The sequence below is a fragment of the Bradyrhizobium sp. CCBAU 11434 genome, from assembly GCF_028128895.1.
GTDB classification, from domain to species: Bacteria; Pseudomonadota; Alphaproteobacteria; order Rhizobiales; family Xanthobacteraceae; genus Bradyrhizobium; species Bradyrhizobium zhengyangense.
The window spans coordinates 437,037-461,148 of the sequence record NZ_LBJX01000011.1 but is presented as its reverse complement, the minus strand read 5'-3'; the positions used below and the strand labels follow the sequence as shown (position 1 = coordinate 461,148).

The following is a 24,112-nucleotide window of genomic DNA, read 5'->3' as shown; positions in this document are numbered from 1 at the left end:
CAAACTCCTCATCTTCCCTTGATTCCGGCGCATATCGAACCCCACCTTCGACTTTACTGCGTGGTAGGGCCCGGGACGCGATGCTGCGCGCAAAAACGGCGCGTGAGTTTGCCTCGATCAAGCAACAATCACGCGGCGCCGCTAAGATAGAGCCGCTTGACGATATCGTTGCCCCGCAATTCGTCCACCGAGCCGGCCGACACAACGATCTCACCATGGACAATGATATAGCCACGGCTGGCGATCCGGATCGCCTGATTGAAGTTCTGCTCCGCCATCAGCACCGTCAGGCCGAGATGCTGATTGAGCTCACCTATCTTGGTGATCGTCTGCGAGACCAGGAGCGGTGAGAGACCCACCGAAGGTTCGTCGACCAATAACAACCGTGGTGATGACATCAGGGCACGTGCAATCGCCAGCATCTGCTGTTGCCCGCCCGACATGGTGCCCGCCAGTTGCCCTTGCCGCTCCTTGAGAACGGGAAACGTCTCGAAAGCGACCGCCAGGTTGCGGTCGATATTGCGCCTGGCGGCCTTGCGGAACGCACCGAGCATCAGGTTTTCCAGCACGGTCAACCGAGGGAACAACCGCCGGCCTTCTGGAACCATCGCTACGCCGAGGTCGACGATGTCTTCGGTCGAAAGACGGGACAGATCGTGCGCGGCTCCGTCAATCGTCAATGAGATGACGCCACGTTGCGACCGCACCAGGCCCGCGATGCACTTCATGAGCGTGCTCTTGCCGTTGCCGTTGGTGCCGAGCAAGGCAACGGTTTCGCCGGCCTCAACATGGAGCGAAACGCCGCGCAGCGCCTTCACAGCGCCGTAACCCGCATCGAGGTCATTGATGGCAAGGCTAAGTGCCAAGATAGGCCTCCTGCACCCGTTTGTCGGCCATGACTTCGGACGGCGCTCCGATTGCGATGATCCGGCCGGCATCAAGACACATGACACGCTCAGAGAAGCGCATCACTGCCTGCATGATGTGCTCAATCATGATGATGGTGATGTCCCGGCTTGCAAGGCTCAACAGCAGGTCCAACACCTCGTCGACTTCCGAGCTGGAAAGACCCGCCATGGCCTCGTCCGAAATCAGCAGCTTGGGGTGCGTTGCCATCGCACGCGCGAGCTCCATCTTGCGCAATTCCACCTGACTGAGCTGCGTGGCCAAGACGTTGACCTTCGACCCTAGCCCCATTTGATCCAGGATCGACATCATGGTGTCCCGGCGCTGCGTCACAGACACGTGCTCGTGCGCGGCGAAGTCGAGTGCGACCATGAGATTTTCGGCAACCGTCATGCTCCGGAACGGCCGCGGAATCTGGAAGCTGCGGGCAATCCCGCGGCGCGTGCGCAGGTGCGGCTGGAGCGGCGTAATGTCCTCATCGCGAAACAGGATGGTGCCGGGTTCAGTGCGAAACGCCCCGGAAATGCAGTTGATCAGGGTTGTCTTGCCCGAACCATTCGGACCGATCAGGCCGAACCGCTCGCCGGGCCGAATATCGACGCTGACACGGTGGAGCGCTGTGAACCCGCCAAAGCGCTTCGTGAGCGCGCAAATCCGTAGCAGCGGCGCCTGGGTCTCGGAGAGGGTCATATCTCACCCTCCTTTCGGTGGCCGCGCAGCTTATTGATCAGGCCGACGATACCCTCCGGGGCGCCCACGACGAACAGGACCAGCATCAAGCCAAGCACCAGCAAATTAACTTCCGACGAGATTGTGACGGTCAGCACTTGCTGCGTCGTGCCTAGCAGGATCGCACCGATGATGGGTCCTGCCCAATGCGCGGTTCCACCGATCAGCGACATCGCCAACGTCGTGACGGAGTAATTGAGATTGAACGCCGACCCGGGGTCCGCGTATTGCAGGTACATCGCGGCGGGGGCGCCGATGGCGCACATCAGCGCCCCTGAGATCACGCAGGCGAGCAGCTTCAACCGCAAGGTCGGCACGCCCGAGCATTCGGCCGCAAGTTCGTCGTCCCTGAGCGCCTGCAAGCCGCGGCCGATCCACGAGTTCTGGATGTAGCGCGAGATCGCAACCGCCAGGACCACGAGGACGGCTTGGACGAAGAATAGCATCTGCACATAGCTGTCGAACGGCGAAGTCACCGCTGGCCGCTGGATCTGAATACCCGCCGCTCCACCGACATATCGCCAGTTCGTGATCGTCGTCTCGATGACGATCGTCAGCGCAATCGTCGCGATCGAGAAGAAGATGCCCTGCATGCGAAGCGTCAGAAGACCGAGCGCGAGCCCCATGAGCGCGCCGACCGCGGCCCCCGTCAGGATCTGAAGGGGAAGCGGCGCGCCAAAGGCACTCACCATAAACACCGAAGCATAGACACCAACGCCGTAAAACGCGCTAGTGCCGAAATTCACATAACCCGCATAACCGCCAAGGATACTCCAAGCGACGGCGAGCGCGATGGACTGCAGGATGACGTAGCCCGCGAAGAACGGATATTGGTTTGCGACGACCTGCGTCATCACAAGGACGGCAGCGAGAAAGACGACCGCTCCGATCCAGAAAGCAATGTCGTTGCGTTTCATGATCGCCTGCCAAACAGGCCCTGTGGCCGTACAGCCAGAATGCCAAGCAACATTGCAAAGGATATCGCCGGAGCCCAGGAGGCGCCGAACAGGGTAAGGACAATCGACTCGGCAACGCCCAGAATGATGGCGGCGACGAGTGTGCCTCCGAGGCTGCCGAGCCCCGCCATCACCACGACGCAGAATGTTCGTCCGATATAGGCGCGGTCGAGCGTCGGATCGACAGGAGCGACGATGATGAGCAACGCACCGGCGATCCCGAGCACGGCCGTGGCGATGCCGAAGGCCCACTGCTTGACCTTGATCGGGTTGGCGCCCATCAACCGCAGCGCCTCCTGATCTTGCGCCACCGCGCGGATGGCGCGGCCCATGAAGGTCCGCGACAGATATAACGTGAGCAACATGGTCAATGCAGTCGCGACAGCGAAGGCAACGAGAAGCCGGTACGGAACGCGGATATCACCGAGCCGCCATGCCTTGCCGATATAGCTGGCGGTGACGGAGCGTTGATCGACGCCGAATTGCAGAATGATCAGCACTTCGATGATGAAGGCGATGCCGAAGAAGAAGGCAATGCCGCGCACGCTGGCGTCGCTGCCCCGCTTCTCGAACGTCTCGTAGTACAGGCGATACGCCGCAAGCCCTAGCAGGAAGAATATCGGCGTGATCAGCAGCCCGGCAACCAGTGGATCAACCGCATAGCTCTCGTTTAGGAAATACACCGCATAGGACGCCAGCACCAGAAACGCCGGATGCGCGACATGGGGAACATCGAGCAATCCAAACGATACGGACAGCCCGAGGCTGACCGCTCCGTAAAAGCAGCCGAGCAGCACCCCGATCACCACCGCATCGAGCAGCAGATCCAGTGAAAACAATTGCGGTCCCCCTTAGCCCGGCTCAAGAAGCGCTCCCGAACGGCCCGCGCTGGAGTATTCGAACTTACGAGCCCGGGACGACATTTTCCCGGGCAGCCTCGACATGCGTCGCCTATGTCCGCGCCGCCTCAAACGGAGCCACCAGCTCGCCGGACTTTAGATTGTCAGGAAACAGGATCACCTGTTTGCCCGCGCTACGAAACTGTTCGATGTTCTTGTCCACGATGCCACGGAACTGAGCCTGCAGCACTGCTGTTTCCTTACGCTCGCCATCGGCCGAAAACGCGATCGGACCGACGATGGTCTTGTGTGTGTTTTCGCGCAGATGCTTTGCGAGTGCTTTTTGATCCAGCGATCCCACGGCACTGATGGCCTGCTCGGTGAGCTGGCCGCTGGCATAGCCGAACGGCGCCAGATAATAGCCGAGCGGGTCGATCTTCGCTTCCACAGCCCGCTTGGTGTACTTGTCGAAGAACTCCTTGGTTCCCTCAAAGTACATGCTTTTCTCGGGAAGCCAGGTGTTGTAGTTGACAACGCCGTTGAGCAGCGAGCCCATATTCTCCATCACGGCGCCAAACTGAAGGCCGACCATGCCGCCGCCGAAAACCTTGACGCTGTCGCCGATGCCGATCTCGTTGACGGCACGCAGGATGCCGGTCGAGTCCGGCGGATAGGACGCGACGTAAACGATGTCGGGCTTGGTCGCCTTGAGCGCGCGGATGATGCTGGAAAACTCAACCGTGTTTGGCGGATAGGCCTGGTCGAACACAATCGGCAAGTTGCGCTTGGTCGCGACCTCGCGCGCGGTCTTCGCCAGATTCTGCGCGAATTCCTGGTCAGCCGAAAGCAGCGCCATGGATTTGCCGCCGGCCTTCTGGCCGATATCGAGATACGAGGTCGCCCAGCTGTCAGCTGGTCCCCACGGGGCATTGTTGAACCACATATCGTGGCCGACCTTGCTGTTGACCTGGAAAGAGAAGTTGCCGATCAGCAGAAGCCCACGCTGTTTGACCATCGGCATGATCGGCGCCGTCGGTACCGTCGCGTAGGGCGCGAACAAGAGATCGACCTTGTCGATATCGATCAGCTTCGAATAGATCGCTGGCGTCTCCGAGGCGCTCGACTTGTCGTCATAGACCACCAACTCCACCTTGCGGCCGCCAAGCAGCCCACCTTTGGCGTTGACGTCGTCCCGCCAGATCTCGATGCCGAGCAGCGACGCCTTGCCGCCGCCCGCGAGGCCACCGGTTTGCGGCATGCTCATGCCAATCTTGATCGGAGCCGCTTGCGCCTGCAACAGGTTTGCACCGAGCGGCGAAGCAGCAATCGCTGCACCCGCGGACGCCAACAGGCGACGACGCGAGATCGATCCTGGCTTGGACACCTTCTTCGACATAAGCAGTTTCCTCCCTGGTATATTGTTGTTTGGCGTGATCCTGTTTGGCCAGCAGCGCCCCTCGTCAGATTTTCTTCAGAGCCGTCAGGATAACCTGCGGTGTCAGGGGAATCTCGGTAATTATTGTTTCGAACGGTGTGAGCGCGTCGTTGACCGCGTTGGTCACCGCCGCTGCCGCCCCGGCGGTGCCCGCCTCGCCCGCGCCCTTGGCGCCGAGCTCGGACTCGCGCGTCGGCGAGACCACATGGCCGACGTCGATATCGGGCATTTCGCCGGACATCGGCACCAGATAATCGGCCATGTTGGCATTGGTGAGCTGTCCGCGATCGTCATAGATGCATTTTTCAAACAGCGCCGCGCCGAGCCCCTGCACCACTCCGCCCCTGATCTGCTCGTCGACCAGTTGCGGGTTGATGATGGTGCCGCAATCCTCGACCACCCAATGCCTCAGCAATTTGACGAAGCCGGTGTCGGTATCGACCTCGACCCAGGCTGCCTGAACGCCGTTGGTGAAGGCAAACGGATACTCCCGGGGAACGAAGTGCCTCGTCGCCATCAGTTCGGGCTGGATGCCTGGCGGCAAGGTGTCGGGACGGAAATAGACGATGCGCGCGAGCTCGTTCAAATCGATGCGCGGCGTACCGTCGCTAGCGCTAACTACTACATTGTTCACGATATCGAGCTCGGCCGGGCTCGCTTGCAGGATGGCGGCGGCCACATCGAGGATATTTTGGCGCAGGACCTTTGTCGCCTGCAACGCCGCCTCGCCGCCAATGCCGGCACCGCGCGACGCCCAGGTGCCGCCGCCGTAAGGCGTCATGTCGGTATCACCGAGGACGACGCGGACGCGGTCCATGGAAACGCCGAGTACACTGCCCACGATTTGCGCCGTGAGCGACTCCGAGCCCTGCCCCTGTTCGGTGATGCTAGTCAGGCAGATCACCGAGCCTTGTGCATCTAACCGCACCGCGACGCCGTCCTGGGATGATATCCTGGCTCCGCCAACCCCGTAGAACGCAGCGCTCGGATTGGTCACCTCAATGAAGCTCGCTATGCCGATGCCGCGAAAGATGCCGTCCTTGCGCAACCTGGCCTGCTCGGACCGCAGCGCCTGGTAGTCCATCATCTCGACGATCTTGGTCAGCGACGCGTGATGCGACAACTGCTCGAACCGCAGCCCCGATGGCGAGGTACAGGGGTAAGCGTCGTCAGCGATCAGATTGCGGCGGCGGATCTCCACCGGGTCCATGCCGATTTCCAGCGCGGCAAGATCGACCAGCCCCTCCGTCACCGAACAGGCAATGGGATGGCCGACCGCACGGTACTGGCACATCACATTCTTGTTCTGAAATACCACCCGCGCCCGCGCTCGATAATTCTTGTTGCTGTAGGGGCCGCCGACGAGGTTAACGACCTGGTTGGCCTCGATGGCGCTGGTGCGCGGATACATCGAATAGGGACCGATCCCGGTCAAATCGTCGATCTCGAACGCCGTGATGGTACCGTCGCGCTTAATTCCGATCTTGCCCTTACAGCGATGATCGCGGGCGTGGATGTCGATATTGAAGCTCTCGACGCGATCAGCCACGAATTTGACGGGGCGACGTAGCATCTTCGCCAGCGCATAGGTCGCCATCTCGTCGGCGTAGATGTGCACCTTGATGCCGAAGGAGCCGCCGACATCCTTGCAGACGACGCGAACCTGAGAATCCCGCAGCCCCAGATGCAGCGCCGCGATGTTCTGCACCATGTGCGGGGCCTGGGTGCCCTGATGGATCGTGAGCCGCGCTTCGGCGGCATTCCAACTGGCAACGACGGACCGCGGCTCCAGTGTCACGCCGGTGTGCCGGCCGAAGACGAAATCGGCTTCCACCACCGCATCGGATTCGGCAAAGGCCTGATCCACGGCGCCTGCCTCGTGAATACGCTCGAACGCGAGATTGTCGCCGAGCGAAGCATGAATGATCGGTGTCGCCGGATCCAGCGCCGTGCGCATGTCGGTGGCAGCTTCGAGCTCCTCGTACTGGACCGCAACATGTTCCGCGGCATCCTCGGCCGCCGCGCGGCTCGTCGCCACGATGGCCGCCACCGCCTCACCCTGCCAGCAGACCCGACCGACGGCGATCGCCGATTGCGGCGCGGATTTCAGGCCCTTGAGATGCGAGAGAACGCCGACCCAAGGCGTGATGACGGCGGCAAGCTCCTCGCCCGTCACGACCGCGATCACGCCCGACATCTGCTTGGCCGGGGCGACATCGATGTTTACGATCTTCGCATGTGCATGCGGCGAGCGCAGGAACACGACATGCGCCATTCGCGGCAGCTCGAGATCGCTGACATAGCTGCCGCGTCCCTGCAGAAGCCGGTCGAGATTCGGCCGCGGCACCGTCTTGCCGATATAGGAGTTCGGCCGGTCCAGCACCGACAGCCTTTCGGGATTGGTGCGGATCGAGCTCATACCTTCAGCTCCATCCGCATCTGCGCCGCCGTTTCGACTGCGTCGATGATAGCCTGGTAACCGGTGCAGCGGCAGTAATTGCCCGAAAGATGCTCACGGATTTCGTCGCGTGCGGGCATCCGCTTCTCGCGCAACAGATCCTGCGCCGCCATCAGCATGCCCGGCGTGCAAAAGCCGCACTGCAGTGCATTGCGGTCGCGAAACGCCGCCTGCAGATCGGCGATCTCGCCGGAATCGGACAAGCCCTCGATCGTCTCGACTACGGTGTCGTTCGCTTGCACCGCCAGCATCAGACAGGAACGCACGATCTCGCCGCCGACGCGGACCGTGCAGGCGCCGCACACACCATGCTCGCATCCGAGATGCGTGCCCGTCAGTTTGAGATGCTCGCGCAGGAAATCCGCAAGGTTGAGCCGCGACGGGACATGCGCTTCGACGCGCTCGCCGTTCACCGAGAGCGAGATCGCTACGGGAGCCGTCACGCAACGCCTCCAATTTGGAGATCCGGACGTTTCAGCAGCGAAGCCACACACCGCGTCAGCAATATTCGTGCGAGATGCCGGCGCATGGCCGGCGTCGCCTGCTGATCCTCATGCGGATCAAGCTCGTCTGAAAGCGCATCGGAGGCCTCAGCCAGTAGCGCCGGCGTGACGGTAACACCAGTCAGTTTGCCAGCGGCCTCCGCCAGAACGGGCCTGTCGCCGACGGCGAAATAGCCGAGCCGGAGGGCGGCGAACCGGTCGCCCTCCAGCACAGCCTGCGCCGCAAGGCCCGTGATCGCATAGTCGCCGTGCCGCCGGGCAAACTCCTGGAAGAAATGCGCCGAGCCACTGTCGGCCACCGGCAGTTCTACGGCGACCAGCAGGTCCTGCGGGGCGAGCTGCGTCTCGTAAATCCCTCTGAAAAACTCCTCCGCGGCCATCCGCCGCTCGCCGCCGGGACCGCGCACCACGATGGAGGCGCCCAGCGTCAGCATGCAGGCGGGCAGCTCGGATGCCGGATCGGCCTGCGCAAGGCTGCCGCCAATGGTCCCCCGGTTGCGAATTGCGGGGTGCGCGATATGCGCCACCGCGGCGGCGAGAAGCGGCGCGCATTTCACAATGTCGGATGATTTCAGGAGGTCGGCATGGCGGGTCAGCGCGCCGATGACGAGCGTCTCGCCCTCGATCACGATCCCGCGCAATTCGGCGAGTCCGCCGATATCGACAATCACCTCCGGCGCGACCAGCCGCAGATTCATTGCGGGAATCAGGCTTTGCCCGCCCGAAAGCACCCTCGCCTTCTCACCGTGGACGGCAAGCAGCTCCAGCGCATTAGCAACACTGGTCGCGCGTGCGTATGCGAAAGCCGAGGCTTTCATTCAGGCAAGTCCCTCCCCGGCCCTGCTCTTCTGCTTTTCACGAATTAGAGGGTCGGACTTTACAAAGGTCAAGCTACTTGATTTTGCAGTCCTATCGACTTTCGGACTTGCCCTGTTCGAGCTGCCGACGCACGCTCACGCCAAACAAGAATGTCGGGGAGCCGCAGAAACATGAAACTCGGGTTCTTCACGATGCCGATCCATCCCCTGGACAAGGATTGGCGGCAATCCTTGCAGGAGGACCGGGAAGCCTTCCTGCTGGCAGATGAGCTCGGATTTTCGGAAGCCTATGTCGGCGAGCACGTCACCGATCGCGCCGAAAACATCACGTCTTGCATCGCTTTCATCGCCTGGCTTGCCGCCGCCACCAAGCAGATCAAGCTCGGCACCGGCACGGTCAACATGCCGAACAGCCATCCGGCCGCAATTGCCGCCTCCATCGCGATGCTCGACCACATGCTTGACGGCAGGCTGATCTTCGGCATCAGCCCGGGCGGCCTGCTGTCGGACGCCGAGCTGTTCGGTAATCTCGAGGCCGATCGCAATGCGATGTTCTTAGAGGCGATCAACCAGGTGCTGGCGATCTGGGACAGCAAGCCACCCTATAATCTCGCGGGGAAATACTGGAACATCTCGGTCGAAAAAACCCTGATCGAGGACATCGGCCAGGGCTTTATCGCAAAGCCACTGCAGCGCCCGCATCCGCCGATCATGGTCACGGCCGTCGCGCCCTTCTCCAAAGGCGTCACCGAAGCGGCAGCACGCGGCTGGGAACCGATTTCCGCCAACTTCCTGATGCCGGCCTGGGTGAAGAGCCACTGGCCGAAATATATCGAGGGCTGCGAGCGCGTCGGCCGTCCGGCCGATCCCGCCAACTGGCGCGTGGCCAAAAGCGTCTTCGTCGCCAAGGACGCCGCGACCGCCAAGGCTTATGCCACTGATCCGAACGGACCTTACGTCTATTACTATCGCTCGCTCTTTACCAAGCTGAAGCGAAATGGGCGCATCGAGCTGTTCAAGACCCGGCGCGACCAGCCCGACGACGAAGTGACGCTGGAGAGCATCTGCGAAAAACTCATTATCTACGGCACACCGGAGAGCGTCGCCGATCAATTGCTGGATTTCCAGGAAGAAGTCGGCAGCTTCGGCACATTCCTCTACGCCGGCAAGGACTGGCGCGACCGCGAGCTCGGCCGCCGCTCCATGATCCTGATGGCAGAGCAAGTCATGCCGCGCGTCAACGCCGCCTGCGCCCGAAGCCGCGACGCCGCAGGTTGAGCGCAATGGCTATCACCGATCGGATCCCCTATCTGGCGCAGGTCGATCGCCCGAAACTCAAGTTGCCCGGCGGTAAGCGGCTCGCCGTCTGGGTCATCCTCAATGTCGAGGAATGGCGGATCGAAAACGCCATGCCTCGTACTGTGCTGTCACCACCCATGGGGCAGCCGCTGTTGCCCGATGTGCCGAACTGGTCTTGGCACGAATACGGCATGCGCGCGGGTTTCTGGCGCCAGTTCAAGGCGCTCACCGAGCGTAATATCCCGGTAACGCTCGCCATCAACGGCAATGTCTGCAACTCCTACCCCCGTATCGCCGGCGCCGCGCTGGAAGCAGGCTTCGAGTTCATGGGCCATGGCTTCCTGCAGGGGCCGATGCACAAGCTCGACGACCAGGCCGACGCGATCAAGCGTGCGGTCGATACCATCTCCAAGTTCGCCGGCAAGCCGCCGCGCTCATGGGAGAGCCCGGGCCTCACTGAGACCGAGGCAACGCTCGACCTGCTCCGCCTTAACGGCATCGAATACGTCGCGGACTGGGTGATCGACGATCTGCCGCAGGAAATCGCCACTCCACACGGCACGATCACAACCATCCCCTATTCGGTGGAGACCAACGACATTGTCATTCATGCGCTACAGCATTTGCCGTCCGAGCAGTTTTTGAAACGCTGCACCGACCAGTTCGATCGCCTTTATCTCGAGGGCGCCGAGAATGCACGGGTGATGGCGATCTCGATCCATCCTTACATCACCGGCGTGCCACACCGGATCAAATATCTGGAGGCGCTGCTCGACCATGTCATCCGCCATGATGGCGTAGCCCTGATGACCGCAAGTGAAATCGGCGACTGGTACCGCGCCGAGATGGCGAGGACATAGCGCTGGTCGAGTTCGACTGGCTCGGATCCGGGGTCGTTCCGTGGCCTGAAACGATGTCTCACGCGCCACATACGGTCATACGACCATCTGCATCGATCAGGCGCGCCTGGACATTCGGACGGGCCGCGACGATATCCATAATTCGAGGAATGGCCATCAGACTAAACGCGGTCGAGAGGGCGTCTGCTTCGGTTGCGCTCGGCGCAACCACGCTGACCGTTCGATAGAGGGACGGACTGCATCCCGTTTTTGGGTCGAAGAGGTGCGTAAACCGACCGGCGATGTCGAACCGGAATCCAGCGCCGGCCGTTGTCGCGACGGCGCGGTCGACGAGATCAATCGTCTCAGTGAGCGCGCCAGGTCGGTCCGGGTCTGCGAGACCAACACGCCACGGCGCGCCCTCGGGTCGCCGCCCGATTGCGCGTATTTCTCCCATATTGACGAGGGTCGTCGACAAGCCCGCCATTCGCAGTTTCTCGACGACTTTGTCGGTCGCAAATCCCTGCGCGATGCCGTTCAGAGTAACCGCAGCGCCACGTTGCGTCAGAGCAATGCGATCTGGCCTCACCAGCAGCCCGCGGTGGCCGACCCTTGCCATCACTTCAGCAAGCTTCTCCTGCGGCGGGCCGCTCGGATCCGAATGCTCCGAAGAAAAATGGTCGGCATAGAGCCGCCATAGCGGTTGAACGGTTGGATCGAATGCGCCGCCGGTCAACTCGCCAAAGGCCAACGACGCATCCAGCAAAGCTACCATGTCCGGATCCGGCGCGACGAGAATGCCGGTGCGGTTGAGCGTGCATATCGCGGAGTCTTGACGATACAAGCTGAATTGCTGCTCCAGCCGGCGCACGTCGAGAAGACAGCTTTCGACCAATCGCGCGGCTTCGACACGGTCCGGATGATATATCTCCATCGAGACTTGAGCCCCGAGCGCCGAACCGTGCCAGCTGACCGCCTCTCCTGCTCGAGCGGTGCGGGAGCCGCTCACGAAAGCCGAACCGAGCGCCGTCGCCGTGATTGCTATCATCCGCCGCCGCGTGAGACCTGGATTGTGCATCATCGAGATCCTCAGTTGAGCCTGACATCGCCGCGATCATGTTCGACGGAGCCGCCCACTGTGTCACTCCCCAGCACGTAGGCGCCAGGAATTTCAGCGAGCGTCACCACTCGCCCACCATTGTCGGCAGCGAACCCATCGGCTGCCGAACGGTTGCCGAACGGCACCGCCTCCGCCGCACCCATGCCGCCTTGCTTGTGGCTTTGGATCACGAAAAACGCTTTCCGCGCGTCGATCCAGTTCGTCGCGCCGGGGTCGTCCCAACTCGCCGCGTGGCCCATGTCCGAGACGTAGATCGCCCGGATGTCACGCGGCTGATCCGGCATCAACGTGAACGCCACGGTATCGCGAACGGAGGTGAACCAAAACGGATCGATGCGACCCGCCGTGATGATCTGCCCCTTAGGTCCGGGATGCTCCATCAGGTTCATGCCGCAAAAGACGCCCATCGCATCACGGGTCAGGGGGAATGGTGCCGGCATGCTGGTGTTGCCCGCGTCCCGATTGCAGCCAACGAGAAGCAGCGCAGCGACGATCATCGCACCCACGGATCTTCGGGTCATAATTCCCTCCGTGCGAAGAAGGTTGTCGCAAGTCCGAGCGGCGCCACGATCCAGACCAGCAGCCCGAGCAACAGCGCCGTAATGCCGGTAGTCGCCGATCCAGACAGCCCGGCCATGCCGGAAAACTGGCTCACATTGAAGCCGGTGAGATTCGCCAGACGATAAAGATCAGTAGGATTGAGAAACAGAAGCCATTCCAGGACCGTTGCCGAGATACTCTGTCCCTGGTCGATCACCAGGATGCCAAGCAGCGCCATGTCGAACACCAACACCATCAAAAGCCAGATTCCGACCGACAGGCCCGCGGCGGTGCCGCGGTCACGGACCAGACTGCTGATCAGATATCCTATCGCCACGAATACGGCCCCAAGCATGATCGATGTTCCAAGCATCGAAGCGAAGGCGTACCAGCTTGCCGCTAGTACAGAGGCGCCGGTGATCGCGAGCGCGGCTGCGGCCGCGCCGTAACCGAGGATCGTCGCGAAGGCGAGGATCAGAACATGGCCGCAGAATTTGCCGAGAATGACCTGGCCGCGACCTACCGGGTAGCTCAGCAGCAGGATCATCGTGCCCCGCTCCATTTCGCCGACCACTGCATCGTGCGAGATTAGAAGTGCGATAAGCGGCAACAGAAAGATCGTCAGGCTGGACAGGCTGACAACCACCACGTCGAGGGCGCCGGCGCCTACATTGCCGGTCGGAGCGCTGCCGAGAAACGTCAGCGATAAGGCAAGAGCGGCCAGTAGCAGCGTGGTCGCCAATACCCAGCGGTTCCGCAGGCCTTCCTGGATCTCCTTGAAAGCGATGATTGCGACCGTCCTCATGCGGCCCGCTCCTGCGTCTTGAGAAAGTGTGCGTAGAGATCATCGAGGGTCGGCACCGCAATTTCGATATCTTTGACACGAGGATCGTTCGCAACCGCGCGCAACAGATCCATCTTCCCCTTTTCGTCAGCCACCAGCACGGTCCTGCGGCCCGCGGCTGAAATGGTTTTGTCCCCAATCGGAGCGGCAATTGCGTTATCGGTGCCGGCTGCTAGATCGAGCGAGACCCGGATCGGCAACTGCGAGAGCGAGCGAAGCTCCGCCAATGTGCCTTGCACGACCAGCCGGCCGCGGTTCATGATTAGAACATGCTCCGCGCGATCTTCGAGTTCGTTGAGCGCATGAGACGAAATCAGGACGGTGGCGCCCCCGTCCCGCAATTCGCTCAGAATCTCGTAAAATGTCTGCCGCAGTGCCGGATCGAGCCCCGTGGTCGGCTCATCGAGCAGCAGCACGCGTGGCTGCCCGAGCAGCGCTTGGGCCAGACCTAATCGCTGCCGCATGCCCTTAGAATAGGTTCCGACACGACGATCGGCGGCATCACTCAATCCGACGCGGTCGAGCAGCGCCCATGCCGAGGCCGGCCTGATCCGCTTCAGACGCGCATAGAACGCCAGCGTCTCGCGCCCCGTGAGGGCCGCGTTGAACGCGACGTTCTCAGGAAGATAGCCTAGAAGCTGGCGTGCCGAAAACTCGCCCGCCGCTGGATCCTGCCCCATCACGCGAATTTCGCCGCGGTCGGAGCGGATCAAACCGAGCATCAATTTGATCAGCGTGGTCTTGCCAGCGCCGTTGTGGCCCACAAGCGCACTCAGCCGCCCGGGGACGAGAGCGAACGAGACGTCGCGGAGCGCACGCACGTTGCGATAGCTTTTGTCGACACCGGTCACCGACACGGTAGCGGTCATCTGGGACTCCGTTCGGGCGAGGGCTTCGGTGGCGGCGCGACCAGCGGATGGCTATCGACGACACCGCCGGGATAAAGGGCCGGGAACTGCGCCTGCGCCCAGCGCAAGACCTGCACCGCCGGGCTGTTGATCAAGACTTTGGCGGACGGCGCCGTCCACAGCACGCGATCGACCAGATCATTGGGCCGATAAGCGGTGTCGGCAATCCCGTCACCGTTCAGGTCGAACGCCGGGTTGTCGCTCCAGTAATTGCCGCGACCACCCTTTGACCAGTCGAGATCGCGCGTACCGACGTATTTCACCTGGTTGCGATTGCCGACGAAGGCATTGCCGGAAATCTCGTTACCTTCCGAGCCGGCGGTGAAGTGGACGCCGATGCCGCAGTGTTCGAACCAGTTATTGCGGAACTTGTTGTGGTTGGTGTTGTAGATGAACACACACTTTTCCGGCCCGCTGCGGACGTCACGCGTCGGCGTTATGTCGAGGACCATCTCCTTTTCATCTGGCGCACCTTCGCTGCTGACTGCAACATTATTTTCCAGCGGTCCGCCAACGACTCGGTTGCCGTCGATCTCGGCGTAGTTGGCGTAGTTGAACAGTATCCCGTAGTCCCGGTCGCGATCCGAGATGTTGTTCCGGATCACCAGTCGGTTCGAATACATGATGGCATAGCCCACGGTATTACGGATGGAAACGTTGCCGAGGACCTCGCTGTCGTTGGTGTACATGTAGTGCACCGCGAAGCGCACCTGCTCGAAACGGTTGTTGATGAAATGGTCCTTGCGGCTGCTGATCGTGAAGATGCCGTCTCGGCCATAACGGAAGGTGTTTTCCGCGATGGTGACGTCAGGCGCGTTCCAGAGCGACACGCCATTCCCGCTCTCGCTGCGGCGGCCCTCGCGCAATCCTTCGATGACGTTGCGCTCGACGCGAGAGCCTGCTGCGCCGTGAACATAGATGCCGAACAGGTTTCCTTCCAGGCGGTTGTTTTCGATCACCGCACGCTCTGCGGTCTTCTCGAGAAATATCCCTGAATTCATGGCCTGAAGATCGCGGCCGGAGTCCCTGATGGTGATGCCGCGGATGGTGACTTCCGGTGCGGCCACAGTAATGACATTGCCGGAACCGACACCACTGAGTACGGCATCAGATCCTCCAGTCAAGACGAGCCGACGGTCAATCGTGATCCCACCCTTGTAAAGGCCGGGCTCTAGCTTGACGACGTCGCCTTCCTGCGCGCGGTCCAGCACCGCCTGGAGCGGCTGGTCCGCGACAGCTTTCAGCTCCGCCGCGGTGGCGGAACCAAGAACCCCGGCGGCAACGATAGCCGCCGGAATGAGTCGTTGCAGGAGGCGCACGTTCTGTCCTCGTTCAGACCATCTTGGGTTCGACAAACATCCGGCCCTTCATCTCCATATGCATGGCATGACAGAACCAGGAGCAGTAATACCAGTACACGCCGGGCCTATCCGCGGTTGAACGAGACCGAGGCTGTCGCCATCGGCGCAACCTCCATCTGGATGCCGTAGTTCACGATGCAGAAGCCGTGAGTCAGGTCCTCTACGGCGTCGATGTTGGTGACATAGACGGTCACCTGATCGCCCTGCTTGACCTGGAAGGTCTCGAGGCCGAACGCGGGCGCGGTCGACGTCATGTAGATACGGACCTTGTTGCCGTCGCGGACCACCTTGGAGTCAGCTTCGAGATCGACCCCGTCGGCCTTCGCCTGCTTCACCGCATCCGCGAACATCGGATCGGCTCGGTCCCAGATCGAGATCGGGTTGATCTTGGAGCGATGAACGATCGTTGCATCGTGCGGCTCGGCGAAGCTCGGACCGTCGTGGACGAGAATCATCTTGTCACCCGATATGTCGATCAGCTGATCGTTCTCCGGCTTCAGCGGACCGACATTGAGAAAGCGGTCCTTGGAGAACTTGTTCAGGGAGATGAGCCACTTTCCGTCGGCTTCCTTGGTCTGGCCCATGGAGGAGTGGTTGTGGCCAGGCTGATAGTGAACGTCGAGCTTCTGGATGATGGGATCGACCTTCTCGCCCTTGAAGGCGCGTTTTGCGAGGTCGATGTTCCACTTGCAGACTTGGCTGTCGAGGAACAGCGTCGTGTAGGCGTTGCCTTTGCCATCATAGGCGGTATGCAGTGGTCCGAGGCCAAGTTCTGGTTCGGCCACGACGACGTCGCGCGGCTTGATCTTGTCGTCGAACAACTGATCGAACAGCCGGACGTCCATCACCGTGACGGTCGGCGACAGCTTTCCAGCCGCGACGATATGGATACCATCGGGCGCGGTGTTCATGCCGTGCGGATTGTTCGAGACCGGGACGTAGCGCGTGTAGGGCGAGCCCTTGCGGCCATCGAGCACCGGAACGCCGTTCATTTCCTTGAAGTCGCCCTTTTTTACGCCCTCTTCGATCCGCTTGAGGTTGAAGATAACGACCCAATCCTGCTCCTTGGCCGTCATCTCGGCCAGATTCACGCCTTCCTCCGAATTGTAGCAAGTCGAGAATGCGTATTTGCCCTGGTAGTCGGCATCGACGTTGTCGAGATTGCCGTCGACGATCACCTGCCAGGCCACTTTCATGGTATCGCCGTCCAGAGCCGTGAAGATCGCATGGTATTCCTTCGGCTTGTCGAGCACCTTGCCGTCGTTCGGGAGCGGTACGCCGTCCTCACCGTTGCAGAACACGTATCCTGTGCGGGGATACTTTTGCACTCGAAGACCATGGACGGTATGCTGGTTAGGCAGCTCAATGATTTTGTCGCACTTCATCACGTCAAGGCGCACACGCGCGACCCGGGTATTGGCCTTGTCGTTCATAAAGGCGTATCGGCCGTCATAGGTACCATCGGTAAACGAGATATGCGGGTGATGCAGATCGCCGTTCATGAACGTGCCGCCGCGGTTCTTGAGCAATTCGCGGGTCGTTGGCTGCAACCCTTCAGTCAGCACCTTCAGACTTTCATTGGTCAGTCCCCATCCCGTAGCGCTGCAGCGATTGAACACGGGAACGCGCATCAGTTCGCGCATCGAGGGCAAGCCAACGATGCGCATTTCGCCGGATTGGCCGCTGGAAAAGAACACGTAGTATTCGTCCAATTCGCCTGGCGCCACCTCGGTCTTTTGCACCGCGGTCCGCGCCGCCGGCGCCCTTGGTGCCGCGTTGGTCTGCGCGTCCGCAGCCGCAACGAGGCCGCGGCCGTCGCTCGACAGGCCGACCCCGCCTGCAATGCCTACACCGGCAGCCGCAGCCGTGGTCCCCAACAACGTGCGTCGGCTGACGGATTTTCCATTCTTGTTCTCACTCATGATAGCCTCCTGGGTCATCAAGTTGGCGGTGGGGTGATAGCTTCCACGCGCGGCAGCTCGACCGGCTTGCCGCCCGCGGTGATGATCGTGCTCGGGCCTTTGCCGCCACTGCGCATCGACTGAGACGAGAGTGCTTCGCGCTTCTCGCGCTTCAGCCGCACCTGGATCATGTGCGGGCAGCGGTGGTCGTCGAAGTAGAGTTCCTGGCAGTGCATGCAGTAGATGCATTCATTGACGTTGATATGCCCTTCAGGATGGATCGCCTGCACCGGGCAGTCGTTGGCGCAGCGCTGACAGGGCGAGCCGCATTCAGGCCAGCGGCGCAGCCATTCGAACATGCGGATACGCCCCGGAATCGCCAGTGCCGCACCAAGCGGGCACATGTAGCGGCAGAAAAAGCGCTCGACGAACAATCCGGCCGACAGAAGTGTCAGGGCGTAGATGACGAACGGCCATTCGCGCGCGAACTTCAGGATGATCGCCGTCTTGAAGGGCTCGACCTCCGCAAGCTGCTCGGCGAATGCGGTCGAATACAACGACATGCCGAAAAGGGCGAGGAAGATGATGTACTTGAGTGGCCACAGCCGCTCATGAAGACCCCATGGCAATCGATATTGCGGTATCTTCAGCGCTTGTGCGACGTTGTTGATTAGTTCCTGCAACGCGCCGAACGGACACAGCCAGCCACAGAATGGACCGCGCCCCCAGAACAGAAGGCCGGCAGCGACCGAGCACCACAGCAGGAAGATCAGCGGTGCGGAGAGGAAGTATTCCCAGCTGAAGCCTGTCAACAGTGAATTGGCGAACGTCAGAACGTTGACAACCGACAGCTGAGCATTCGCATACCAGCCCAGCCAAACCAGGATGAACGCGAGGTAGGCCCGGCGCACCCAGGTGTAGACGTTTGGGCGCCGCACGAGTTGATTCTGAAAGAAGAAGATCAGCGTGAGCGCGCCCAGTGCGAAGACCGTCACGCCGATCTTGACGATGTTGCCTCGCCAGATCTTCATCCACAGCGGCTCGTCTTCGGCAGGCGGAGGAGCAGCACCGCGCCGATTTGCAGTCGCTTCCGGTATCTTTGCCGGCGATGCGGCGGGCGGTTGCGCCACCGGCTCGCGCTTTACGTAGGCGTCGGGCAGCGCATATCCCAGTTCAAAGGTTACCCATGCCTTGTCACGCGTGCCCACCACGCGCTGCACGAGCAGTTGCAGCGTCCATGGTTCGGTTGGATCGAAATTGAACTCAGCCGGCACGACGAAAAGGGCGATCTCCGGAAGGTCGGGTGCGCCCTCGGCTTCGAGGCTCCCCAGCCGGGTGTGGTCGCGATCGCGAAATCGGGTGCTGTTGGTCTCCTGGATCAACTCGATCCGATCGAATATCCCACCGCGCACGTAGGCGGCTCCCTTGAAGGAGTAGCGGCCTGTCCCAGCAACGACGAGAGCCTGCTGGCCCGGCTTGAGCCTTGCAGTCAGGCGCTCGTATCCATCTTTGCCGAGCAGGCTGCGGCCGATCGTCGGCACCGCGACGTCGGCAACATAGAGGTCGATGAAGATGTTGCCAGGATCTCCCTCTTCGGGATGGGCCACCGCGCCCGCGTTGCCGGATTTCTCGAAGGCCTGGTTGACATCGGCAAGGGTCAGGGTCAGGCGGCGAACTGAGCCGTCACCGAGCAAGCCTTGCCAGTCTCGGGTCTCGCTCTTACCGGGATCAATCGTCTTGGTAGACTGGGGCGCAGTGCCGGCCTGCGCATTGCCTTGTGTACCGAGACGACCGCTCTTGATGAGCTTCGTCGCGGAGCGGACGATGCTGTCCCCCATCACCAGAACAGTGACCGTCGCGCCACTCACAATATCGACCTGCGGCGCGGGGACCGCCCCGCGCACGACAGGTTCCATGTCGGTGCCGATCAATTTGTTGACGGCTTCCAGGATGCGCTTTTCCGGAATGCCCACCAGGACGATGGGCTCCTTGTGCTCAACCAGCTTCAGGCCGGTCAGCACACCCCTCGGGTTGATCCCGATCAGGAGCTGAATCGGTTTGCCGGAATACCCGATTGCGTTGGCGAAGTCCGAATTCAGGTAGACGAACCCGAGAAGCTGGTCATCTTTGTATGCCGGTGCGATCGCCGGATCGCCCTGCATCGCTCCCAGCCTGTTCGCACCGGGAACCAGTTCGCCCGGCTGCGCCTTCGACAGATAGTCGCTCAACCTACCAGCGGCGTGAGCCGGACAGCCGAAGCCGATCCAGCCAACAATGGCCAAGGCAAACCCTAAGAACAGACGGATGTTGAAGAATTCACGCAAGGGCGCTGCTTTCAGTTAGCAGAACGCCGTTGTTCTGAGTCCCACTCCTTCTAACAAGCGCGACTGGGCTCGATTTTGAGCTATCTCAAACTGACGCGATCCAGATCAGGTCAAACTTTACAATCTGATTGGAACTGAAGATGCGCAGCGAACCCCTATTGGCAATAGAACCGCCCGCTCCCGTCCGGAACATCGGCGAACTCTATGCGATCGCACTTACACTGACCGAAAGAGCTGCGCAGCGTTATGGCAAGCTCGCCGCAGCCAGCGACGAGGCCTTCGCGCCCGTCCGTCGCGTGTTCGAAGCGTTGAGTCAACGCGAAGAGGAACGCGCCGAAGCAATCGAAAAAGCCTGTATCGCGGCTATCGGACGCGCGCCGGCTCAGGCCGATCTCCGCTGGATGCCGATGGAGCTGGTTCTCGCGGAAGAGCTTTCAGACATCGAGAACTCGCTTCTCTCGGCCACCTATGGCGCATGGGCCCTGGCGGTCCGGCACCGCGAACGTGCCTTCATATTTTGGACTTATATTGCAGCACGCGCTGACATCGGAATCGTACGTACCGCCGCTGAGAGTATGGCTCGCGAGGCGCTGCGCGATGGTAATCTGCTTCGACGCGAACGCCGATTGGCATGGCGGGCTGAGCGAAGAGACGCTCTTGCGGGAGACGCGCCCGGAGCCACCGAGCTGTCTTCGGCGGCGCTGCTTGAAAGCCTTCTTCTCAAGGACATCTTTCGATGGTCGCAGGACGCACCCGCGCCGCAGCGAAGACACCTCCTGTCCCTGATTGGGGACGGCTCACAGATGTCCGAGGAAAACGACGCATTGCCGCGCGCTGAAGCGTTCGACGAGATCAAGCGTCGCGCGCTTCGCCGCGCGGAGCAATTGTCCTCGATTTATCTGGATGAGGCCGACAAAGCCGTCGACCCGTCGCGATTGGAGCTGGCCCAGCAGCTTGCGGCCCACTCCATCGCTCGGCTGGCAGACCTTCGGACCATCGCATCAACACCTGAATGATAGAGAACGAACATCTCCGCAGTGCGCTAGCTATTCGGAGTCTCGACGTAGTCGAAAAAAGACGGCGGTCTCCACCCATCAGAAGTGATCGTGGCCATTGGTAGCGCACAGCGTCTCGAACCCTCGACCAAAATCTTCTGATGAGCCACGGCCGCAACAGTCGCACTGGTCACCGCGGATAGACGTGTTCGCGGTGGACCTCTCGGCCGCTTTCATCGATAACGACAATCCGAAGATCCGGATTCCCTAAGGGTTTTTCTTTGCGCACCTTGTCCGCAAGACACTTGCTGTGTGCAATGGCCGCGCCATCACTCACCAGCGCCAGGCCGGCTTCGTCCCGAACCGGAACGCCGTCCTTCATGTCGAAGTAGTACATGCGCATTATATCAGTCCTGCGGCTGACGGCGAAACGGGTTATCCCATCCCAAGAAGCAAAAAGGCCGCCGAGAGCCTTGGGGAATGGGCCTCGGCGGCGGCTTGGAGGCGTAGTCGTGGGCCAGTTACGCCAGAAGATACTAGGCACCTCTCCCAGGCTCGGCTTGATCGGGATCAACGGACATCTCGATCATCATCTGCTCCGGACATCGCGCGACAATTCACCTGTCGACACATTGATCAAATGAATCCGCGCGCAAGCCGGGCAATCCACGACCGCGACCGCGCCGGCGGACGTGCCTGAGGCGGGCTCACTGATGGGACGTTGAACGTTCATGCCCGTATTGGGGCAGCGAAACAGGATGTTGGACATGGAAGCTCCGTTACACAGACCTGTCTCTCCCCCGCCCGAACATCAACTCAGGAAGATCACGTAGGTTGCCGGAGCCAATTCCGCATCATAATACCGCCATCTACACCTGATCCGATTTAGCCGCCCCATCCGTTGGTGGTAACATTTAACAGTTGCGCGTAGCGGGGGAGCACACCATGCATAGGTACGTCGCCCGGGCAAACGTCGATCACTACCTGGAGATTTTGAAAGACACGAACCTCACGACGCAGCGCCGAAGTACCACTATCGCACTGCTTATCGCTGAGTTCGACAAGCTCGGCGAGGACGGCGAACATCTGGAGTTTGCAGAAACCAAAGTTGCAGGGAGCCGCCAATTGGTCGCACAAGCAGCCTCCCGCCGCGATTCTCTCGCCCTCGGCACGTCAGAGCGGGAAGACGCGGAAAGACGCCTGATCCACCTTGAGAATGTTCACACGGTACTGGATGATTTCTGCCACCGCCTTCGCCACAGAATCGGATCACGGCCCGCTTGAGAGGGGACGGAAGTCGCGCTGGCAACGTGACACCAAGCTGCGAACTGCTGAGTAGATGGTGGCCGGGTCGGTTGCGATCAGGCAGCGATGGATTCGTTCTTTTCGATGCTCTTGCCGAGTAGCGGCGTAAACTGCTCTGCGGTCACGGTTTCATTTGTAATCAACAGTTCGACACCGGCGTCAAGGTCGGCGCGGCGTCGCTGCAGGATATCGCGGGCACGACGATCACCATCCTCGATCAAATTGCGCACAGCAAGATCGATCTCGCGGCCGGTGGCTTCAGCGGCAGTAACGACCGCATCCTGGGCCGCGAGAAATGCCTGGGGTTTGGGGGCATAGGTGCGCTGCCCGACCGTCTCGTCCATGCCGTATTTGGTCACCATCTCAATGGCCACCTCGGTCGCACGTTGAAGATCGTCGGCGGCCCCGGTCGAAATCGCACCATCGAAATTCAGGCGCTCCGACGCACGTCCACCCATCAGCACCGCGATACGGTTCTTCAGCTCTTCAATCGTCAGCAAGAACCTGTCTTCGGTGGGACGTTGAATGGTGTAGCCCAGCGCACCGATTCCGCGCGGGATGATCGATACTTTCTGCACCGGATCGACCCCCGGCAGGCTCGCTGCCACGAGAGCATGGCCCATCTCGTGATATGCGACCCTACGCCGCTCCTCCTTGCCGAGCACCCTGCTCTTCTTTTCCACTCCGGCGACGATCCGCTCGATCGCGGCGACGAAATCAACGAAAGAGACCTCGGCGGCGCCCCGCCGGGTCGCAGCTATCGCGGCTTCATTGACGAGATTGGCAAGATCAGCTCCGGTAAAGCCGGTTGTGAGGCCGGCCACTTTCTCCAGATCGACTTCCTCGCCCATCCGGATCTTGCGGACGTGCACCCTGAGAATGGCAATGCGCCCCGTCTTGTCCGGCCGGTCGACGAGGACCTGCCGGTCGAACCGTCCTGCCCGTAGCAGTGCGGGATCCAGGATTTCGGGACGATTGGTCGCTGCCAGCAGGATCACGCCGACGCTCGGATCGAAGCCGTCAAGCTCTGACAGGAGCTGGTTGAGGGTCTGTTCCTTCTCATCGTGGCTCGAGAACGACAGCAGCCCGCGGCTACGTCCAAGCGCGTCGAGCTCGTCGACGAAGATGATGCATGGGGCAGCCTTACGGGCTTGCTCGAACAGGTCCCGCACGCGCGCGGCGCCCACGCCGACGAACATCTCAACGAATTCGGAGCCCGAAATCGAGAAGAACGGAACGCCAGCTTCGCCCGCAACAGCGCGGGCCAGTAACGTCTTGCCGGTTCCAGGCGGTCCCACCAGCAGAATGCCCTTCGGCACATGCGCACCCAAGCGGCCGTAGCTCCCGGGATCCCTGAGGAACGAAACCACCTCCTGAAGCTCGAACTTCGCGTCATCAACCCCGGCGACGTCGGCGAAGGTCACCTTGATGTCCTTCTCGGCATAGACTTTGGCGCGCGATTTACCGATCGCCATGAGTCCGCCGAACCCTTGCCGGCCGGTCATGCCGCGTCCGATCCAGTACCAGATCACGACAAAGACGACGACCGGGAAGATCCAGGACAACAGGCTTTGCAATGCTCCGCTGCCGGGAACGCCAGTGACGCTCACGCCCTTCTGCGCCAACTTATCTGCCAGGGACATATCAACTCGCGCCGTGACGAACGCGGACTTTCCGCTCGCGAGCTGCTCCTTCAGTTTTCCCTGGATGGTATCCGGCCCCACGGATACCTCGGCGATCTTCTCCTGGGCGAGCAGCTGCTCAAACTGGCTGTAGGGAATAGTCTCGATCGAATTATAGGTTGCGAAAAGGAATTGCAGGGCAACGAGCAACATGCTGCCGGCGAAGATGATGGCCATCGCGACGGTCTGCTTCCGCGACCCTTGACCTGACTCCAACTGTCCCTCCCGTCAACATCAGCTCACACTCAATTGGTAATGGGAGACGGCTGCGTCGGATTGATTCAGGTCAACTCGGTCACCAACACGGGTGGAAACCACAACATCGACATTGCCCCCTGTTGACCGAGATC

At 61.1% G+C, this 24,112-nt stretch carries 21 protein-coding genes and 1 pseudogene; 4 read left to right on the top strand and 18 right to left on the bottom strand.

Annotated features, from left to right (window positions below):
- Nucleotides 1-128: 128 nt before the first annotated feature.
- The 8 genes from XI06_RS09615 to XI06_RS09580 form a co-directional block, all read right to left on the bottom strand.
- Nucleotides 129-866 carry an ABC transporter ATP-binding protein gene (locus XI06_RS09615; RefSeq protein WP_237858877.1) on the bottom strand — a complete coding sequence of 246 codons (738 nt, stop codon included), beginning with the start codon at nucleotides 864-866 and terminating at the stop codon, nucleotides 129-131.
- Entirely contained in the window at nucleotides 856-1,596 is a 741-nt protein-coding gene (locus XI06_RS09610; RefSeq protein ID WP_237858878.1) for an ABC transporter ATP-binding protein, read from the bottom strand. The genes XI06_RS09615 and XI06_RS09610 overlap by 11 nt, the downstream gene beginning before the upstream one ends.
- Nucleotides 1,593-2,552 carry a branched-chain amino acid ABC transporter permease gene (locus XI06_RS09605; protein WP_237858879.1) on the bottom strand — a complete coding sequence of 320 codons (960 nt, stop codon included), beginning with the start codon at nucleotides 2,550-2,552 and terminating at the stop codon, nucleotides 1,593-1,595. Before XI06_RS09605 ends, XI06_RS09610 begins: the two co-directional genes overlap by 4 nt.
- On the bottom strand, nucleotides 2,549-3,430 hold the full coding sequence (locus XI06_RS09600) for a branched-chain amino acid ABC transporter permease (RefSeq protein WP_271605149.1): 882 nt from the start codon (nucleotides 3,428-3,430) through the stop codon (nucleotides 2,549-2,551). The genes XI06_RS09605 and XI06_RS09600 overlap by 4 nt, the downstream gene beginning before the upstream one ends.
- Nucleotides 3,431-3,542: 112 nt before the next feature.
- Nucleotides 3,543-4,826: an amino acid ABC transporter substrate-binding protein gene (locus tag XI06_RS09595; protein WP_271605148.1), complete on the bottom strand. Its 1,284-nt coding sequence runs from the start codon at nucleotides 4,824-4,826 to the stop codon at nucleotides 3,543-3,545.
- A 64-nt stretch (nucleotides 4,827-4,890) separates the two neighbouring features.
- Nucleotides 4,891-7,284, bottom strand: coding sequence for a xanthine dehydrogenase family protein molybdopterin-binding subunit (locus XI06_RS09590; RefSeq protein ID WP_271605147.1), 2,394 nt, complete (start codon nucleotides 7,282-7,284; stop codon nucleotides 4,891-4,893).
- On the bottom strand, nucleotides 7,281-7,766 hold the full coding sequence (locus XI06_RS09585) for a (2Fe-2S)-binding protein (protein WP_271605146.1): 486 nt from the start codon (nucleotides 7,764-7,766) through the stop codon (nucleotides 7,281-7,283). The genes XI06_RS09590 and XI06_RS09585 overlap by 4 nt, the downstream gene beginning before the upstream one ends.
- Nucleotides 7,763-8,644, bottom strand: coding sequence for an FAD binding domain-containing protein (locus tag XI06_RS09580; RefSeq protein WP_271605145.1), 882 nt, complete (start codon nucleotides 8,642-8,644; stop codon nucleotides 7,763-7,765). Before XI06_RS09580 ends, XI06_RS09585 begins: the two co-directional genes overlap by 4 nt.
- Nucleotides 8,645-8,815: 171 nt before the next feature.
- Between XI06_RS09580 and XI06_RS09575 the strand changes: the two genes are divergently transcribed.
- Together XI06_RS09575 and XI06_RS09570 are read left to right on the top strand one after the other, a co-directional pair.
- Nucleotides 8,816-9,922 carry an LLM class flavin-dependent oxidoreductase gene (locus XI06_RS09575; protein ID WP_271605144.1) on the top strand — a complete coding sequence of 369 codons (1,107 nt, stop codon included), beginning with the start codon at nucleotides 8,816-8,818 and terminating at the stop codon, nucleotides 9,920-9,922.
- 5 nt (nucleotides 9,923-9,927) lie between these two features.
- Nucleotides 9,928-10,803, top strand: coding sequence for a polysaccharide deacetylase family protein (locus tag XI06_RS09570; RefSeq protein ID WP_237858887.1), 876 nt, complete (start codon nucleotides 9,928-9,930; stop codon nucleotides 10,801-10,803).
- Between the two features lie 58 nt (nucleotides 10,804-10,861).
- On the opposite strand, the gene XI06_RS09565 is transcribed toward XI06_RS09570, so the two are convergent.
- From XI06_RS09565 to XI06_RS09535, 7 genes and pseudogenes are all read right to left on the bottom strand, one after another.
- Nucleotides 10,862-11,860, bottom strand: coding sequence for an FAD:protein FMN transferase (locus tag XI06_RS09565; protein ID WP_237859423.1), 999 nt, complete (start codon nucleotides 11,858-11,860; stop codon nucleotides 10,862-10,864).
- Between the two features lie 11 nt (nucleotides 11,861-11,871).
- On the bottom strand, nucleotides 11,872-12,399 hold the full coding sequence (locus tag XI06_RS09560) for a nitrous oxide reductase accessory protein NosL (protein ID WP_377802685.1): 528 nt from the start codon (nucleotides 12,397-12,399) through the stop codon (nucleotides 11,872-11,874).
- A 20-nt stretch (nucleotides 12,400-12,419) separates the two neighbouring features.
- Nucleotides 12,420-13,247, bottom strand: coding sequence for an ABC transporter permease subunit (locus XI06_RS09555; protein WP_237858891.1), 828 nt, complete (start codon nucleotides 13,245-13,247; stop codon nucleotides 12,420-12,422).
- Complete coding sequence (locus tag XI06_RS09550) at nucleotides 13,244-14,155, bottom strand: ABC transporter ATP-binding protein (protein WP_237858892.1); 912 nt, start codon at nucleotides 14,153-14,155, stop codon at nucleotides 13,244-13,246. Before XI06_RS09550 ends, XI06_RS09555 begins: the two co-directional genes overlap by 4 nt.
- Nucleotides 14,152-15,513: a nitrous oxide reductase family maturation protein NosD gene (locus tag XI06_RS09545; protein WP_237858893.1), complete on the bottom strand. Its 1,362-nt coding sequence runs from the start codon at nucleotides 15,511-15,513 to the stop codon at nucleotides 14,152-14,154. The genes XI06_RS09550 and XI06_RS09545 overlap by 4 nt, the downstream gene beginning before the upstream one ends.
- A 13-nt stretch (nucleotides 15,514-15,526) precedes the next feature.
- A pseudogene (gene nosZ / locus XI06_RS09540) lies at nucleotides 15,527-17,477 on the bottom strand (TAT-dependent nitrous-oxide reductase).
- Nucleotides 17,478-17,494: 17 nt separating this feature from the next.
- On the bottom strand, nucleotides 17,495-19,756 hold the full coding sequence (locus tag XI06_RS09535) for a NosR/NirI family protein (protein ID WP_271605448.1): 2,262 nt from the start codon (nucleotides 19,754-19,756) through the stop codon (nucleotides 17,495-17,497).
- 164 nt (nucleotides 19,757-19,920) lie between these two features.
- Between XI06_RS09535 and XI06_RS09530 the strand changes: the two genes are divergently transcribed.
- The gene (locus tag XI06_RS09530; protein ID WP_271605143.1) at nucleotides 19,921-20,796 is read left to right on the top strand and encodes a hypothetical protein; all 876 of its coding nucleotides are present in this window, start codon (nucleotides 19,921-19,923) and stop codon (nucleotides 20,794-20,796) included.
- 169 nt (nucleotides 20,797-20,965) lie between these two features.
- On the opposite strand, the gene XI06_RS09525 is transcribed toward XI06_RS09530, so the two are convergent.
- Together XI06_RS09525 and XI06_RS09520 are read right to left on the bottom strand one after the other, a co-directional pair.
- Entirely contained in the window at nucleotides 20,966-21,178 is a 213-nt protein-coding gene (locus XI06_RS09525; RefSeq protein ID WP_271605142.1) for a DUF6894 family protein, read from the bottom strand.
- A 186-nt stretch (nucleotides 21,179-21,364) separates the two neighbouring features.
- A complete protein-coding gene (locus XI06_RS09520; RefSeq protein WP_237858897.1) occupies nucleotides 21,365-21,544 on the bottom strand; it encodes a hypothetical protein in 180 nt (59 codons plus the stop codon).
- Between the two features lie 176 nt (nucleotides 21,545-21,720).
- Here XI06_RS09520 and XI06_RS09515 point away from each other — a divergent pair, with 176 nt between their 5' ends.
- The gene (locus XI06_RS09515; protein ID WP_271605141.1) at nucleotides 21,721-22,059 is read left to right on the top strand and encodes a hypothetical protein; all 339 of its coding nucleotides are present in this window, start codon (nucleotides 21,721-21,723) and stop codon (nucleotides 22,057-22,059) included.
- Nucleotides 22,060-22,136: 77 nt separating this feature from the next.
- Here the strand turns inward: XI06_RS09515 and ftsH are convergent, their stop codons facing one another.
- Nucleotides 22,137-23,939 (bottom strand): ATP-dependent zinc metalloprotease FtsH, encoded by a 1,803-nt coding sequence (ftsH, locus tag XI06_RS09510; RefSeq protein ID WP_271605140.1) that lies wholly within the window; start codon nucleotides 23,937-23,939, stop codon nucleotides 22,137-22,139.
- Nucleotides 23,940-24,112 lie beyond the last annotated feature (173 nt).

Bases quoted from the DNA above. Each gene is read 5' to 3' on its own strand.
- XI06_RS09520 (WP_237858897.1), bottom strand. From the start codon at position 21,544: ATGTCCAACATCCTGTTTCGCTGCCCCAATACGGGCATGAACGTTCAA.
- XI06_RS09565 (WP_237859423.1), bottom strand. From the start codon at position 11,860: ATGCACAATCCAGGTCTCACGCGGCGGCGGATGATAGCAATCACGGCG.
- XI06_RS09605 (WP_237858879.1), bottom strand. From the start codon at position 2,552: ATGAAACGCAACGACATTGCTTTCTGGATCGGAGCGGTCGTCTTTCTC.
- XI06_RS09575 (WP_271605144.1), top strand. From the start codon at position 8,816: ATGAAACTCGGGTTCTTCACGATGCCGATCCATCCCCTGGACAAGGAT.
- XI06_RS09530 (WP_271605143.1), top strand. From the start codon at position 19,921: ATGCGCAGCGAACCCCTATTGGCAATAGAACCGCCCGCTCCCGTCCGG.
- XI06_RS09610 (WP_237858878.1), bottom strand. From the start codon at position 1,596: ATGACCCTCTCCGAGACCCAGGCGCCGCTGCTACGGATTTGCGCGCTC.
- XI06_RS09580 (WP_271605145.1), bottom strand. From the start codon at position 8,644: ATGAAAGCCTCGGCTTTCGCATACGCACGCGCGACCAGTGTTGCTAAT.
- XI06_RS09560 (WP_377802685.1), bottom strand. From the start codon at position 12,399: ATGATCGTCGCTGCGCTGCTTCTCGTTGGCTGCAATCGGGACGCGGGC.
- XI06_RS09525 (WP_271605142.1), bottom strand. From the start codon at position 21,178: ATGCGCATGTACTACTTCGACATGAAGGACGGCGTTCCGGTTCGGGAC.
- XI06_RS09555 (WP_237858891.1), bottom strand. From the start codon at position 13,247: ATGAGGACGGTCGCAATCATCGCTTTCAAGGAGATCCAGGAAGGCCTG.
- XI06_RS09550 (WP_237858892.1), bottom strand. From the start codon at position 14,155: ATGACCGCTACCGTGTCGGTGACCGGTGTCGACAAAAGCTATCGCAAC.
- XI06_RS09590 (WP_271605147.1), bottom strand. From the start codon at position 7,284: ATGAGCTCGATCCGCACCAATCCCGAAAGGCTGTCGGTGCTGGACCGG.
- ftsH (WP_271605140.1), bottom strand. From the start codon at position 23,939: ATGGCCATCATCTTCGCCGGCAGCATGTTGCTCGTTGCCCTGCAATTC.
- XI06_RS09595 (WP_271605148.1), bottom strand. From the start codon at position 4,826: ATGTCGAAGAAGGTGTCCAAGCCAGGATCGATCTCGCGTCGTCGCCTG.
- XI06_RS09570 (WP_237858887.1), top strand. From the start codon at position 9,928: ATGGCTATCACCGATCGGATCCCCTATCTGGCGCAGGTCGATCGCCCG.
- XI06_RS09515 (WP_271605141.1), top strand. From the start codon at position 21,721: ATGCATAGGTACGTCGCCCGGGCAAACGTCGATCACTACCTGGAGATT.